This is a genomic window from Microbacterium sp. H37-C3 (genome assembly GCF_027157935.1).
Lineage (GTDB): Bacteria > Actinomycetota > Actinomycetes > Actinomycetales > Microbacteriaceae > Microbacterium > Microbacterium plantarum.
In genome coordinates this window covers 165708-179429 of the sequence record NZ_JAPVLR010000001.1, presented here as the reverse complement: position 1 = coordinate 179429, position 13722 = coordinate 165708, and the positions used below count along the sequence as shown (strand labels likewise).

10 protein-coding genes are annotated in these 13722 nt (G+C 67.6%); 1 reads left to right on the top strand and 9 read right to left on the bottom strand.

The window, feature by feature from the left end:
• Nucleotides 1-18: 18 nt before the first annotated feature.
• From O1W71_RS00780 to O1W71_RS00740, 9 genes are all read right to left on the bottom strand, one after another.
• A complete protein-coding gene (locus tag O1W71_RS00780; RefSeq protein ID WP_269266149.1) occupies nucleotides 19-1674 on the bottom strand; it encodes an ABC transporter ATP-binding protein in 1656 nt (551 codons plus the stop codon).
• Entirely contained in the window at nucleotides 1671-2714 is a 1044-nt protein-coding gene (locus tag O1W71_RS00775) for an ABC transporter permease (RefSeq protein ID WP_269266148.1), read from the bottom strand. The genes O1W71_RS00780 and O1W71_RS00775 overlap by 4 nt, the downstream gene beginning before the upstream one ends.
• Nucleotides 2711-4231, bottom strand: a complete 1521-nt coding sequence (locus O1W71_RS00770) for an ABC transporter permease (RefSeq protein ID WP_269266147.1) — start codon at nucleotides 4229-4231, stop codon at nucleotides 2711-2713. The genes O1W71_RS00775 and O1W71_RS00770 overlap by 4 nt, the downstream gene beginning before the upstream one ends.
• A gap of 112 nt (nucleotides 4232-4343) precedes the next feature.
• Nucleotides 4344-6068, bottom strand: coding sequence for an ABC transporter substrate-binding protein (locus O1W71_RS00765; protein WP_269266146.1), 1725 nt, complete (start codon nucleotides 6066-6068; stop codon nucleotides 4344-4346).
• 235 nt (nucleotides 6069-6303) lie between these two features.
• Entirely contained in the window at nucleotides 6304-6858 is a 555-nt protein-coding gene (locus O1W71_RS00760; RefSeq protein WP_269266145.1) for a PH domain-containing protein, read from the bottom strand.
• An 11-nt stretch (nucleotides 6859-6869) separates the two neighbouring features.
• Nucleotides 6870-8594 carry a dipeptide ABC transporter ATP-binding protein gene (locus O1W71_RS00755; protein WP_269266144.1) on the bottom strand — a complete coding sequence of 575 codons (1725 nt, stop codon included), beginning with the start codon at nucleotides 8592-8594 and terminating at the stop codon, nucleotides 6870-6872.
• A complete protein-coding gene (locus tag O1W71_RS00750; protein ID WP_269266143.1) occupies nucleotides 8591-9541 on the bottom strand; it encodes an ABC transporter permease in 951 nt (316 codons plus the stop codon). Before O1W71_RS00750 ends, O1W71_RS00755 begins: the two co-directional genes overlap by 4 nt.
• A complete protein-coding gene (locus O1W71_RS00745) occupies nucleotides 9531-10460 on the bottom strand; it encodes an ABC transporter permease (protein ID WP_269266142.1) in 930 nt (309 codons plus the stop codon). The genes O1W71_RS00750 and O1W71_RS00745 overlap by 11 nt, the downstream gene beginning before the upstream one ends.
• A gap of 115 nt (nucleotides 10461-10575) precedes the next feature.
• Nucleotides 10576-12186: a peptide ABC transporter substrate-binding protein gene (locus O1W71_RS00740; RefSeq protein ID WP_269266141.1), complete on the bottom strand. Its 1611-nt coding sequence runs from the start codon at nucleotides 12184-12186 to the stop codon at nucleotides 10576-10578.
• 374 nt (nucleotides 12187-12560) lie between these two features.
• Between O1W71_RS00740 and O1W71_RS00735 the strand changes: the two genes are divergently transcribed.
• Nucleotides 12561-13721, top strand: a complete 1161-nt coding sequence (locus O1W71_RS00735; protein ID WP_269266140.1) for a M24 family metallopeptidase — start codon at nucleotides 12561-12563, stop codon at nucleotides 13719-13721.
• The last annotated feature ends 1 nt before the right edge of the window (nucleotide 13722 follow it).

Sequence of the window (13722 nt, the reverse complement as noted above, 5' to 3'; positions counted from 1 at the left end):
AGGGTCGAAGCCGAGGCCTCAGGATGCGTCGAGAGCCGCGCGACGCTCCTCGCGGCGCCGGCGCTGTTCGATCGGATCCGGAACCGGCGAGGCGGCCAGCAGCTCACGGGTGTAGGCCTCGCGGGGCTGCAGCAGCACCTGCGACGTCGGCCCCTGCTCGACCGTTCGCCCCGACTTGAGCACGAGGATCTGATCGGACAGCTGGTCGACGACCGCGAGGTCGTGGCTGACGAGGATGCAGGCGAACGAGTACGTCTCCTGCAGCTCCTTCAGCATGTCGAGCACCGCGGCCTGAACCGACACGTCGAGCGCCGACGTCGGCTCATCGGCGACGAAGAGCTTCGGCCGCAGTGTGAGCGCCCGCGCGATCGAGACGCGCTGACGCTGACCGCCCGAGAGCTCGTGCGGGTAGCGCTCGAGGACGTCGCGCGGCAGCCGGACGGCGTCGAGCAGCTCGCGGGCCCGATCGAGCCGCTCGGCCTTGGTCCCGACACGGTGGATGGCCATCGGCTCGATGATGCAGTCGCCGATCGGGAACCGCGGGTCGAGGGATGCCGCGGGGTCCTGGAAGACCACGCCGATGTCGCGTCGGACGTTCTTCGCTTTGCGGCCGCGCAGCTTCGCGAGGTCGCGTCCGCCGAGGCTGAGCGTCCCGTCCGCGACCGGCATCAGCCCGAGCACCGCGCGCGCGATCGTGGACTTGCCCGAACCGGATTCGCCGACAATGCCGAGCACCTCGCCGGCGGCGAGGTCGAACGAGACGTCTTCGACCGCCCGGAAGGTCTTGCCGCGTCCCGCGTACTCGAGCACGAGCCCCTGAGCTTCCAGCACCACGTCGCGCGTGGCGCTGGCGGCGACTCGCGCCGTCAGCTCGGGGTCGAGACGGGGAACGGCGGCGAGCAGCTTCTTCGTGTAGGGATGCTGCGGCCGGGTGAGGACGTCCTCGACGTCGCCGACCTCGACCAGGTCGCCCCGGTACATCACCGCCACGCGGTCGGCGATGTCGGCGACGACGCCCATGTTGTGCGTGATCAGCAGAATGCCCGCGTCGCGATGATCCTTCAGCCGCCGGAGCAGGTCGAGGATCTCCGCCTGGACGGTGACGTCGAGGGCGGTGGTCGGCTCGTCCGCGATGATGACCTTGGGGTCGAGCGCGATCGCCATCGCGATGACGATGCGCTGACGCTGACCACCCGAGAACTGGTGCGGGTACTGCTTGATGCGCCGCTCCGGCTCGGGGATGCCCACGTCGCGCAGCAGGCCGATCGACCGGTCCCGCGCGTCTTCGCCGTAGGCGACGTCGTGGAGCTCGAAGATCTCGGTGAGCTGACGCTCGATCGTGAGCACCGGGTTGAGCGCCGTCATCGGCTCCTGGAAGATCATCGCGATCTCGCTGGCACGGAGCTTGCGCATGCGCTCGTTCGGGAGCCCGATGACCTCGGTCTCGCCGACCGTGATGGATCCTCGCGTGATGGCGTTCTCCGCGAGGAGCCCCATGGCGGCGAGAGAGGTCACCGACTTTCCGGAGCCGGACTCGCCGACCACGGCCACGACCTCGCCCGGGCGCACCTCGAGCGAGATGCCCTTGACGGCGTTGACATCGCCCGATCCGGTGAGGAACGTGACCGAGAGGTCGGTGAACTTCAGTGCGGTACGCGTGGCGGTGACGCTCATGCGCGGTTCCTCCTCTTGATCTCCCGACGCACGCTGCGCGACTGGCGCGGGTCGTACGCGTCGCGGATGCCGTCGCCCAGGAAGTTGATGGACAGGGCGATCGCGAGGATCATCATGCCCGGCCACCAGAACAGCCAGGGCCTGCTGGTGAAGCTGCCCTGATACTGACTGATCAGCAGGCCCAGCGACGTCTCCGGGGGGACGACGCCGAATCCGAGGTAAGACAGCGAGCTCTCGAGCAAGATCGCGCCGGCGATCGCGAACGTGGCGTTGACGGCGATGACGCCCACGACGTTCGGCATGAGGTGTCGGAAGATGATGCGCGCTCCCCCGGCGCCCGAGGCGCGAGCGGCGAGCACGAAGTCGCGCTCACGGAGCGAGAGCACTTCACCACGAACGAGACGCGCGAGACCGGTCCAGGTCAGGAGCGACAGCATGAAAGCCAGCACGATCGGGTTCTTGCCGATGTTCCCCGCGATCTGACCCACGACAGCTGCGAGGGCGAGCAGCGGGATGACGATGAACAGATCCGTGATGCGCATCAGGATGGAGTCGACCCAGCCTCGGTAGTAGCCGGCGACAGCGCCGACGATGCTTCCGATGACGGTCGACGAGATTCCGAGCACGAGGCCGAGCAGGATCGAACGCTGCGTGCCCATCATGGTCAGTGCGAAGAAGTCCTTGCCCGTGTTCTCCTGCCCGAACGGGTGCTCGCCGATGCGGATGCCGTCGCCACCGAGCCACTCGGGGATCAGGCTCAGCGTCGGGGCGCCCCCGTTGACCACGTCACCGGCGGCGCGGTAGTCGTGCGGCCACCATCCCGGGATGCCGAAGAAACCGACCGAGGTGAAGCTCAGGAGCGTCAGGAAGATCAGGATCACCGCGGAGATCGTCGCCGCGCGGTGCCGCAGGAAGCGTCCCCAGACGATGCGGGCCTGTGAGCGGGGCGCGGCCGTGCTCTTCGCGAGCGCAGCGTCCTCGGCCTCCGCGACCGAGAGGACCGACGTCGTGGTCGGCACGTTGTCGTTCGGGTTCGTCATACTCGGATCCTCGGGTCGATGACGGCGTAGAAGATGTCCGCCAGCATGTTGAAGACGATCGCGGCGAGGCCGGTCACGAGGAAGAAGGCCATCACGGGGTTCGGATCGACCTCGCGCAGTCCGGTCGCGAACAGGTCACCCATGCCTTTCCAGCCGAACACCTGCTCGGTGACCACGGCCCCGCCGATGAGTCCGGCGAAGTCGAACGCCGCAATCGTCGCGATGGGTATGAGGGCGTTGCGGAATGCATGGCGGAAGATGACCAGCCGCTCCGGCACGCCCTTCGCCCGCGCCGTGCGGATGAAGTCCTGGTTGCCCACCTCGAGCATCGACGTCCGCGTATAGCGGCTGTACGACGCCAGCGAGATGACCGTCAGCAGCAGCGTCGGCAGCAGCATCTGCGTGCCGATATCGAGGAAGGTCTGCCAGAACGTCCCGTCGAAGTTCGGCGTCTGCGCGCCGATCGTCGAGATCGGACGCGGCTTGCGCTGCAGGAACGAGGGCCACACGCGGAAGAGCGCGTCCACGACCGTCAGGAGGGCACCGCCGAAGATCGTGACGAACGCGACGACTGTCGCCGGCCCTCGGAAACGCCCGCCGAAGAACCGTCCGATGAGGAACGGTACGATCATCGCCAGCAGTGCACCGCCGGCGAGCACGCCCCAGTTCATGTAATAGATGAACACGTTGGTCAGCGCCAGGTGCATGACGACCACGAGTCCTGCGCTGGCCAGGCCGATGACGAGCACCCGCCGGTTGTGCAGTCCCACCGATGCCACTGTCGCGCTGAGCGCGAGCAGAACGGTGAGCACGGCCACACCGATGACGGTGAGGCGCGGCTCGCGGAACGCGTTCGTCGCCAGCATGAGGGGCAGCGCTGCCCCCAGAACCGCGGCGGTGGCGGCGAAGGTGATCGCCCGGCGCTTCAGCGAGCCACCGCCGAGCACCTGCACGACGAAGCCGATGACGACGGCGATCACGATGATCTGTATCGGCGAGAGCTCCGGATCACGGATCCAGTCGTTGTATCCGATCGCGAGGTACTCCTTGAAGAGCACCGCCGCCCAGAAGACCGGCAGCGAAAAGAAGAGGAACGTCAGGAACGTCACCGCGTAGTCCAGGCCGGAGTACTGCCGGATCGCGGTGATGATGCCGATGGCGATGCCGATGATCAGCGCCAGGATCGTGGCGAGCAGGACGAGCCTCAGCGTCGAGGCAGCCGCCTGTCCCACGAGCGTGGTGACCTCGACGCCCTGCCGGGTGAGTCCGAGATCGCACTGGCCGATGAGGCACTTGCTCGCGCCCACGAGCCAGCCGAGATAGCGCTGGAGCCAGGGCTGGTCGAGGTTCATGTATTCGATACGCCGAGCGATCAACTGTTCGCGGTTGTCCGCGTTGCTCTCTCGCAAATCGGCGAGAGGGTCGCCGGAGTTGATCGTCAGGACGTACATCAAGAGGGATGCGGCGAGCATGATGCCCACCGCTGCCGCCAGACGGCGGATGATGAATTTCAGCACGGAAGTCGAGGTCCCTTGGTCGTACGCGGGGCACGCATGTGCCCCTCACGGGAGTGTGGGCCGTCACCGCAGCGACGGCCCACACTCTGGTCGTGTCAGAGACAGAATACGTTTATTCTGCGCGCGACCACTTCTCGGCGTTCCACATGATGCCGCTCTGGCCCACCGAGTGCTGTGCGTTCTCAATGTCGGCGGCAGCAGCGTCGACACCGGGGTGAGCAAACAGCGGGATGCCGAAGAGGTCGTCCCACAGCTGCTTCTCGATGATCTTCGTCTGCTCGAGGTGCACCGACTCGTCGAGGCTCGTCGCGAGCGTCTCCCACGCCTGGTCGACGACCGGGCTCGAGTAACCGCCGTAGTTCTGCGGCTTGTCGGTGGCGTAGATGTTCTGGCCCGAGGTGATCTGGCCGGAGCCGGCCCAGGCGAACAGAGCCACGTCGTAATCGCCGCGCTCCTGGGTGCCACCGGGCTGGAAGAAGTCGGCGTTGCCGACATCCTGGATGTCGAAGCCGGCCTGGTCGCAAGACGACTTGATGAGAGCGACCTCGTCAGCACGGCGCGGGTTGGGCGCCGAGTAACCGATGCGCACGACGGTGCCGGCAGCGCCGGCGGCGTCGACGAGAGCCTTGGCCTCTTCGAGGTTCGGCTCGTCGTAGCGGCCGTCGTACGCGGCCGAGACGACCTCGTCGTAGTTCTCCTGGAAGGGGAACACCTCGCGCGCGTTCATGACCTCGGCGTCCGAGCTGACCGGCTTGATGAGGTTGTCGACGATCTGCTGGCGCGGCACGCACATCGCGAATGCCTGACGCAGCTCGAGGCTGTTCGCGAGCGACGCGTTGCCCTTGAAGTTGAAGTCGAGGTGCTCCCAGGTCAGCGTCTGGCCGGTGAGCAGCTGAGCGGCGTCGCCGAGCTCCTCGATCTGCGAGACGGTGTCGACCGTGGGCTGGGGGGCGATGACGTCGAGGTCGCCGTTCTGCAGCGCCTGGACCATCGCGTCCTGCGCGACGAAGCGGATGACGAGCTCGTCATTGGCTGCCTGCGTGCCGTAGTAGTTCTCGTTGCGCTTGAGGGTCACCGACTGGCCGGCCTCCCACGACGAGAGAACGTACGGGCCGGAGCTGGGGATGAGCGCCTCGTCCGGCAGCGTGCCGGGGGCGGTGTTCCATCCGGTGTTCCAGAACTCGGCCGCGTCTGCGAGAGCAGCGGCGTCGCCGCCGCGGATCGCCTCGACGAGCTCCTCGGTCGACAGACCGCCCTGCTCGGCGACGACGTGCGCGGGGCTGAGCATCCAGGTCTGGATCTGCCAGTCGGGGTCGGGCGCGGCGAACTGGACCGTGAACGACTTGGCGTCAGCGTCGCCCTGCGGGCCCTCGGGGACGGTGTCGCCCAGGTCCTGCGAGACGGAGTTGAAGAGCGGGCCCTCGGCGCCGGCGAGGTTGGGGTTCTGGACACCCCAGGCGAGAACGGCGTCGGCCACCGTGATGGGCGTGCCATCGGACCACTCGGCATTGTCGGCGATCGTGTACTCGACGACCATCGGGTCTTCCGAGATCAGCTCGTACGAGCCCAGATCGGTGTTCGGCTGGATGGCGCCGACCTCGTCGAAGTAGCTGAAGCCCGCGAGGAGCCGGTCCACGATCGCCGAGTTGTACGTCGAGTACGTCTCGGGCGTGAAGCCGTTGTAGCTGATGAAGTCGTTCGGACCGACCGAAACGGCGATGGACTGGCTCGCCGTCGTCGTCTCCTGTTCGCCGCCGTCCGCCGGCGCGCAGCCGGCGACGACGAGCGCCAGGGCAGCGGCGCTCGCGCCCGCCATGGAGATACGCGTGAAACGCATTCCCACTCCTGTTCTCTTGATGATCCGGGCGACGGAAGACCTTTCCGCTCCCCGCTCGGCGACACCGCCGCCGAGTTCAGATGACCACTACCCTTGCGTGCGTTCGTTTCCAACGTGTTGCGCGAAACGAGTTCGTTAGCAAAATGTGTCCTACGCATGCCGCCGTCGGCGCACGCCTTGCTCATCGCGGCGCGCGGGGGCTGAGCACATAGCCAGGCGCGGCCTCCGGTCGACCTCAGCCGCCGAAAGCGAGGGCGAGAGCCGCCCAGAGCACGATGACGGCGAGCGGCAACAGAACCGCGCGGTTCCACGTGACCGAGATCGCCTCATCCGGCGCTTCGGGCGCGTGCTCTTCCCACGCCGAGCGGATCTCCTCGAGCTCGCGGACGGCGGCCGGCATCCGCTCCGCCTCTTCGCGGACGCTGGACCACGCACCACGGCCGACGCGGGACGGCCGGCTCGGCGACGGACCGCCGAAGGCGGCGATAGAGCGGCCCTCGGCCGTGTCGACGGTCACCTGCCAGCGCAATCGGATGTCGGTGACGGACGGCCAGGGCACACGCGTCACCCGGAGCGGGTTCGCTATGACGATCGCGTTCTCGTCGGTCGCGATGAACGGCGCGTAGAGCAGCGTGTAGATGAGCCAGACCGCCAGGAGGACCCAGGGGGCCAGCAGCAGACCCTGCACGACGCCGCCCCGGACGAAGGCGTCACCGAGGAGGAAGGCCCCGAGCAGACCGGCGCCGGCGACCGCGATGGTCGCCGACGCCGGTCGGAAGGTCTTGCGCATGCTGCGGAGGGTCAGACGCCGAACTGGAACCCGGCGCCGGGAATGGCCGCGAGCAGTTCGCGCGTGTAGTCCTCGGTGGAGTGGTCGAAGACCTCGTCGGTCGTCGCCGACTCCACCAGGCGACCCTGGCGCATGACCGAGACGTTGTCCGCCACGAGACGCACGACCGCGAGGTCGTGGGTGATGAACAGATAGGTCAGGTCGAGCTCCGTCTGCAACTCCGTCAGCAGGTTCAGGATCTGACCCTGCACGAGCACATCGAGCGCCGAGACGGCCTCGTCGAGGACGAGCACGTCGGGCTTCAGAGCGAGTGCGCGCGCGATCGCCACGCGCTGCCGCTGACCGCCAGAGAGCTCGCTCGGGTAGCGGTCCTTCGCCGCCGACGGCAACGACACCTGGTCGAGCAGCTCGCGCACGCGCGCCGACCGCTCCTTCTGAGTGCCGAATTTGTGGACCCGCATCGGCTCGGCGATCGTGTCGCCGACGCTGTACTGCGGATCGAGGGTGCCGTACGGGTCCTGGAAGACCGGCTGGACGCGACGCCGGAAGGCGAGCTCCTCGGCGCGGTTGAGCCCGCCGAGCTTCTTGCCGTCGAAGCGGATCTCGCCCGAGGTCAGCTGCTCGAGTTGCAGGAAGAGCTTCGCCAGGGTCGACTTGCCCGACCCCGACTCGCCGACGATCGCGGTCGTCGTTCCCTTCGCCACCTGGATGCTGACGTCGTCGACGGCGACGATCTCCTTCGAGGAGAGCCCGCCCGTCCGCACCTTGTAGACGCGCCGCGCGTTGCGGATGTCGATGAAGTCGCTGCGTGCTGCCGCCGTCTCGGCTTCGGCCTCGCGCTCCTCGGCCCGCGCGAGGAACTGCTCCCCCGCGCCGAAGACGTCGACGTTCTCGTGGTGGCGCACCGCCTGGATGCGACGCGAGGCCAGGCTCGGGGCCGCCGACACGAGTCGCTTCGTGTACGGGTGCTTCGGATCGGCGAGGATCTCCTGCGACGGACCCGACTCGACCACGCGACCGCGGTACATGACGACGAGGTGCTCCGCGCGCTCGGCTGCGAGGCCGAGGTCGTGGGTGATGAAGAGCACCGACGTGCCGAAGTCCGTCGTGAGGGTGCCCAGGTGGTCGAGGATCTGTCGCTGCACCGTCACGTCGAGCGCCGAGGTCGGCTCATCGGCGATCAGAAGCTTCGGACGCGCCGACAGACCGATCCCGATGAGCGCCCGCTGGCGCATACCGCCGGAGAACTGGTGCGGGTACTGCCGCATCCGGTCGGCGGCATCGGGCAGCCCGGCCTCGGTGAGGACCTCGACGGCGCGGTCGCGGACCGCGGCACGACCGGTCGCGCTGCGGTTCGAGCGGACGGCCTCGCGCACCTGGAACCCGACGGTCAGCACCGGGTTGAGGTTCGACATCGGGTCCTGCGGGACGTAGCCGATCTGCGCGCCACGCACGGCCTGCAGCTCACGGTTCGTCAGCGCCGCGAGATCGCGGCCCTCGAACATGATCTGACCATCGGTGATGCGTCCGGTTCCGGGGAGCAGACGGATGATCGCCTGCGCCGTGGTCGACTTGCCCGAACCCGACTCGCCGACGATCGCGACCGACTGGCGGGGGTAGATCGTCAGGTCGACGCCGCGGACGGCCGGCACGAGTCCAGCCTTCGTCTGGAACCCGACGTGGAGGTTGCGGATGTCCAGCAGCGGCGTGGCATCCGACGAGGTGGTGTCGCTCATCGGCGTGCACGCTCCTTCGGGTCGAGGGCGTCGCGCACGACGTCACCCAGCATGAGGAAGGACAGGACCGTCACCGACAGCGCGGCGGCGGGGTAGATCAGGACCATGGGGCTCGTGGTGAGCGACTGGCGCGCGGAGTTGATGTCGTTGCCCCAGCTCATCACCGTCCCGGGCAGGCCGATACCGAGGAACGACAGCGTCGCCTCCGCGACGATGAACGTTCCGAGCGACACCGTCGCCACCGCGATCACGGGTGCGATCGCGTTCGGCAGCACGTGACGCAACAGCACACGCCAGCGCGAGACGCCGAGCGCGATGGATGCCACGACGTAGTCGGCCTGCTTCGCCGTCAGAACCGCGCCGCGCATGATGCGGGCGATCTGGGGCCACGCGAAGACCGCGATGACCAGGGCGACGACGAGCGGCGTGCGCTCCGGGACGACCGACATGAAGACGATCGCGCCGAGAACGGTGGGGATCGCGAAGAAGATGTCGGCCACGCGCGAGAGGATCGCGTCGAGGATGCCGCCGTAGTACCCGGCCAGGGCGCCGACGATCGATCCGAAGATCGCCACCACCAGAGTGGCGATCACGCCGACCATCACCGAAGACTGCGTGCCGTAGATGACGCGCGCGTAGACGTCGCAGCCCTGACGGGTGAAGCCGAAGGGATGCCCCGCGGCCGGCCCGGCGTTGCTGTTGGCCAGAAGGCAGTTGGCGGTCGGCGACACCGGCGAGAAGAGCCCGGGGAACATGGCGACGACGAGGATCAGCACGATGAGCACGGCAGAGACCCAGAACATCGGGCGACGGCGCATCGACTGCCAGGCGTCACCCCAGACGGTGCGCGGCTTGTCGTCGGTCGAGACGGCGTCGATCGCCTGGAGCGGCGTCTCTTCCTCGGGAGCGACGAAGTGTTCCTGATTCCGGCGGAGATTACTTGGCATAGCGGATCCTCGGGTCGAGCCAGGCGTACAGGAGATCGACGAGCAGGTTCGCCAGCATGATGATGATGACCATGATGGCGACGAAGGACACGACGGTGGGTCCCTCGCCGATCGTGATGGCGCGATAGATCGTGCCGCCGACGCCGTTGATGTTGAAGATGCTCTCGGTCACGATCGCGCCGACCATGAGCGATCCGAGATCCACGCCCAGGTAGGTCACCACCGGCACGAGCGAGTTGCGCAGGACGTGTACGGTGACGACGCGCGGCCGGCTGAGGCCCTTCGCGGTGGCCGTGCGGACGAAGTCGGCGGACAGGTTCTCCGCAACAGAAGAACGGGTGAGCCGGACGATGTACGCGAACGAGACCGTCGCGAGCACGATCGCCGGCAGGATGAGCTCGTTCCACGGCGCGCCCGCGCTGACGGTGGTGCGGAACCAGCCGAGCTGGATGCCGAGGACGTACTGCAGCACGAAACCGATGACGAAGGTCGGCACCGAGATCAGCAGCAGGCTGACCACGAGAGCCGTGGCGTCGAAGAGCTTGCCCTTACGCAGGCCGGCGATGAGGCCGACGACGATGCCGAAAACCGCTTCGATGCCGAGCGCCAGGACGGCGAGCCGAAGCGTGATCGGGAAGGCCTGGGCCATGACATCGATGACAGGGCGGCCCGAGAAGGTCGTGCCCCAGTCGCCCTGCAGCAGGGCTCCGATGTACAGGAAGTACTGCACGATGAACGGCTTGTCGAGGTTGTACTGCGCGCGCACGGCCTCAATCGCGGCGGGCGACGGTTGACGGTCGCCGTAGAGAGCGGCGATCGGGTCTCCCGGGAGCAGGAAGACGAGGGCGTAGATGAGAAGGGTCGCCCCGAAGAAGACGGGGATCAGCTGCAGCAGCCGTCGACCGATGAACCAGAGCATCGACGAATAGTTCCTAAATGGGTTCGGGTAGTGAGGGCAAGAGGCCCGGTCAGCACGGTGTCCGGGACGCGAATGCGCCCCGGACACCGTACTCGATGATCGTCAGGAGCCGAACTCAGCCCTTGGTGATCTGTTCGTAAAGCGGAACCGAGTCCCAGCCGAAGACGACGTTGTCGACGCCCTCGCTCCAGACACCCACGGCGTTGGCGTACCACAGCGGGATGCTGGGCAGGTCACGCATGAGGATCTCCTGCGCCTGCTCGTAGAGACCAGCTGCGTCCTCCACCGAGGGAGCCGCCGCGGCCTGCGCGAGCAGTCCGTCGAACTCGGGGTTGGTGTAGCCCTCGTAGTTCGAGCTGCCACCGGTGCTGTACTGCGCCGAGAGGAAGTTGCCCTGCGAGGGGTAGTCCGCCTGCCAGCCGGCACGCGTCGCGCCGGTCAGGGTGCCGGTCGTGCGCAGGTCGAGTGCCGCGGCGAACGTCGGGAACGGCAGACCGCTCGCCTCGATGCCCAGCGTGTTCGAGATGCTGTTCGCGACCGCGTCGACCCAGGCCTGGTGGCCGCCGTCCGAGTTGTAGGCGAGGGTGAACGGACCGGTGTAGGGCTTGATCGCCTCGGCCTCGGCCCACTTGGCCTTCGCCTCTTCGGGGTTGTACTCGAGGACCTCGGATCCGGGCAGGTCATCGCTCCAGCCCTCGACGACGGGCGACGTGAAGTCGGTCGCCGGCGTGCGGGTGCCCTGGAAGATCGTGTCGGTGATCTCCTCGCGGTTGATCGCCATCGAGATCGCGGCGCGGCGCAGCTGGCCCTCTTCGTCGTTGCCGAAGTCCGGCAGGTAGAAGGGGATGTTGAAGCCCTGGTAGATCGCGGCGGGCTGGTTGACCGAACGCTCGGGGAAGTCGGTCTCGTACGTCGCGAACGCGGTGTCGGGCACCGTGTCGAGAACGTCGAGGTTGCCACCCTGCGCGTCGGCGTACGCCGACTCGAGCGAGGTGTAGAACACGAAGTTCAGACCGTCGTTCTTGACCTCGCGGACACCCTTGTAGTCGGGGTTGGGGACGAGGTTGATGCCCTCGTTGTGACGCCAGGCGCCCTCACCGTCGAGCATGTAAGGACCGTTGCCGACAGGGTTCTCGCCGAACGCCTCGAGGTCTTCGAATGCGACGGACGGCAGCGGCATGTAGGCCGTGTAGCCGAGGCGCAGCGGGAAGTCCGCGTCGGGAGCCTTGAGCGTGACCGTGAAGGTCATGTCGTCGACGACCGCGAGACCGGTCGGAGCGGTGCTGCCGTCGTCGGTCGCACCCTCGATCGTGTAGAACCAGTACGCGCCGTTGGCATCCTGCGCGCCGGCGGTCCAGGTGTCGACGAACGTCTGCGCGGTGATCTCCTCACCGTTGGTGAACTTCCAGCCGTCGGCGACGGTGATCGTCCACACGACGTTGTCGTCGCTCTCGATCGAGGAGGCGACCTCGTTCTGGATGGTGCCGTCGGCCTTGTAGCTCACGAGGCCCGCGTAGAGCGACGTGAGGATGCGGCCACCACCGGTCTCGGTGGTGCCGAAGGTCAGCAGCGGGTTCTGCGGCTCGGTGCCGTTCGCGGTGATGATCGCGGAGGCGTTGGAGCCCCCGCCCGTGTTGCTGTCGCCGCCGGCCGAGCATCCGGCCAGCGTGAGCGTGACGGCGGACACCAGCGCGATCGCGCCGACTCCCCAACGTCGTCTCGACATGTTTCCTCCTGGGTGACGGGTACGCGCTCACGGTCGACGGTGGTGAAGACACACCGGTGTCCGGAGCACGGGATATACCCCCGACGATAAGCGCGCTCCCGCCCTGTGACCGCATCCAGGCCCAAACCGTTACATGTCGGCAACAATCGCGCCCGTGGGGTTGTCATCGTGCACCGGGTGAGCCTCGCCCTCTGCGCGGTGCGCCAACCGGGACGCCGGGCGGCCGATGGCAACCATCCGCGGGAACCTTCCACTTCACTCGCGAGAGCGCACGCAAGCTTTGGATCACAAGGCGAAGGGGCGCAAGGACCACTCTGATGTAAGGTCGAGTCGTTCCGGATCCCACCGGAACTCACGACCGAAGGAGAGCCGCTGTGGTGGACGACGCCATCCTCATCTACGCGAGCACGCTGGCCGCCGACATGCGACACGTCATCCCCCACGACGTGCACGACCCGTTCCTCTACATCGAGGTCGACGGCGCGCCGCACGTGGCCATCAAGTCGCTCGAGGCGGCGCGCATGCGCGACGTGCCGGGTATGACCGTGTTCCCCCTCGATGAGCTCGGCTTCGACGACTTCCGCGCCGCAGGCCAGGACCCCGACCTCGCGGAGCTCTCCACTCTCGTCGCCGCCTGCCGCAGGCTCGGCGTGACACGCGCCGCCGTGCCGCCCACCTTCCCGCTCGAGGTGGCGGATCACCTGCGCGCCAACGGGGTGGAGGTCCGCGTGGACCGCGACCTGTTCGTGCAGCGCCGTCGCGTGAAGACTCCGCACGAGCTGGCGGGCATCCGCCGGGCGCAGGTCGCCGCCGAGGCGGGCGTCTCGCTCGTCGCCGATGCCATGGACCGCGCCACCGTCGACGCAGACGGCGGCCTTCTGCTCGACGGCACGCCGCTGACCTGCGAGGACCTCAAGGACCGCATCCGGTCGGTCTTCCTCCGCAACGGCTGCGAAGACGCGGGCATGATCGTCGCCCACGGAGCGCAGACGTGCATCGGGCATCACGCGGGATCCGGTCAGATCTTCGAAGGCGAGCCCGTCACGGTCGACATCTGCCCGCGCGACATCGCCTCGGGCGGGAACTCGGACATGACCCGGACCTTCGTCAAGGGCGACATCGACGACGAGCTCGCCTTCTACTACGACATCGTCAAGAAGTCGTTCGACGCGACGCTCGCGGCGATCCGTCCGGGGCTGCCCGTGGCGGAGCTGCACCGCATCTCGTGCGAGCCCATCGAAGCCGCCGGCCAGCCCACCCAGCTGACGAAGAAGCCGGGCGAGGTGCTCGACGAGGGGTACTTCCACTCGCTCGGACACGGCGTGGGCCTCGAGGTGCACGAACCCCCGAGCCTCAACCAGAACGACGCCGTCCTCGTCGCCGGTGACGTCATCGCCATCGAGCCGGGCTGCTACCGCCAGGGCTTCGGCGGCGTTCGCCTCGAGGACATCGTCCTGGTGACCGAGGACGGCTACGAGCTCATCTCGGACTACCCGTACGACCTGGTCCCCGTCTCGCTGCCCCGGGGTAAGTGAG

Excerpts from the sequence above, each read along its gene's own strand:
- O1W71_RS00780 (WP_269266149.1), bottom strand. The coding sequence starts at position 1,674 with ATGAGCGTCACCGCCACGCGTACCGCACTGAAGTTCACCGACCTCTCG.
- O1W71_RS00775 (WP_269266148.1), bottom strand. The coding sequence starts at position 2,714 with ATGACGAACCCGAACGACAACGTGCCGACCACGACGTCGGTCCTCTCG.
- O1W71_RS00765 (WP_269266146.1), bottom strand. The coding sequence starts at position 6,068 with ATGCGTTTCACGCGTATCTCCATGGCGGGCGCGAGCGCCGCTGCCCTG.
- O1W71_RS00760 (WP_269266145.1), bottom strand. The coding sequence starts at position 6,858 with ATGCGCAAGACCTTCCGACCGGCGTCGGCGACCATCGCGGTCGCCGGC.
- O1W71_RS00755 (WP_269266144.1), bottom strand. The coding sequence starts at position 8,594 with ATGAGCGACACCACCTCGTCGGATGCCACGCCGCTGCTGGACATCCGC.
- O1W71_RS00750 (WP_269266143.1), bottom strand. The coding sequence starts at position 9,541 with ATGCCAAGTAATCTCCGCCGGAATCAGGAACACTTCGTCGCTCCCGAG.
- O1W71_RS00745 (WP_269266142.1), bottom strand. The coding sequence starts at position 10,460 with ATGCTCTGGTTCATCGGTCGACGGCTGCTGCAGCTGATCCCCGTCTTC.
- O1W71_RS00740 (WP_269266141.1), bottom strand. The coding sequence starts at position 12,186 with ATGTCGAGACGACGTTGGGGAGTCGGCGCGATCGCGCTGGTGTCCGCC.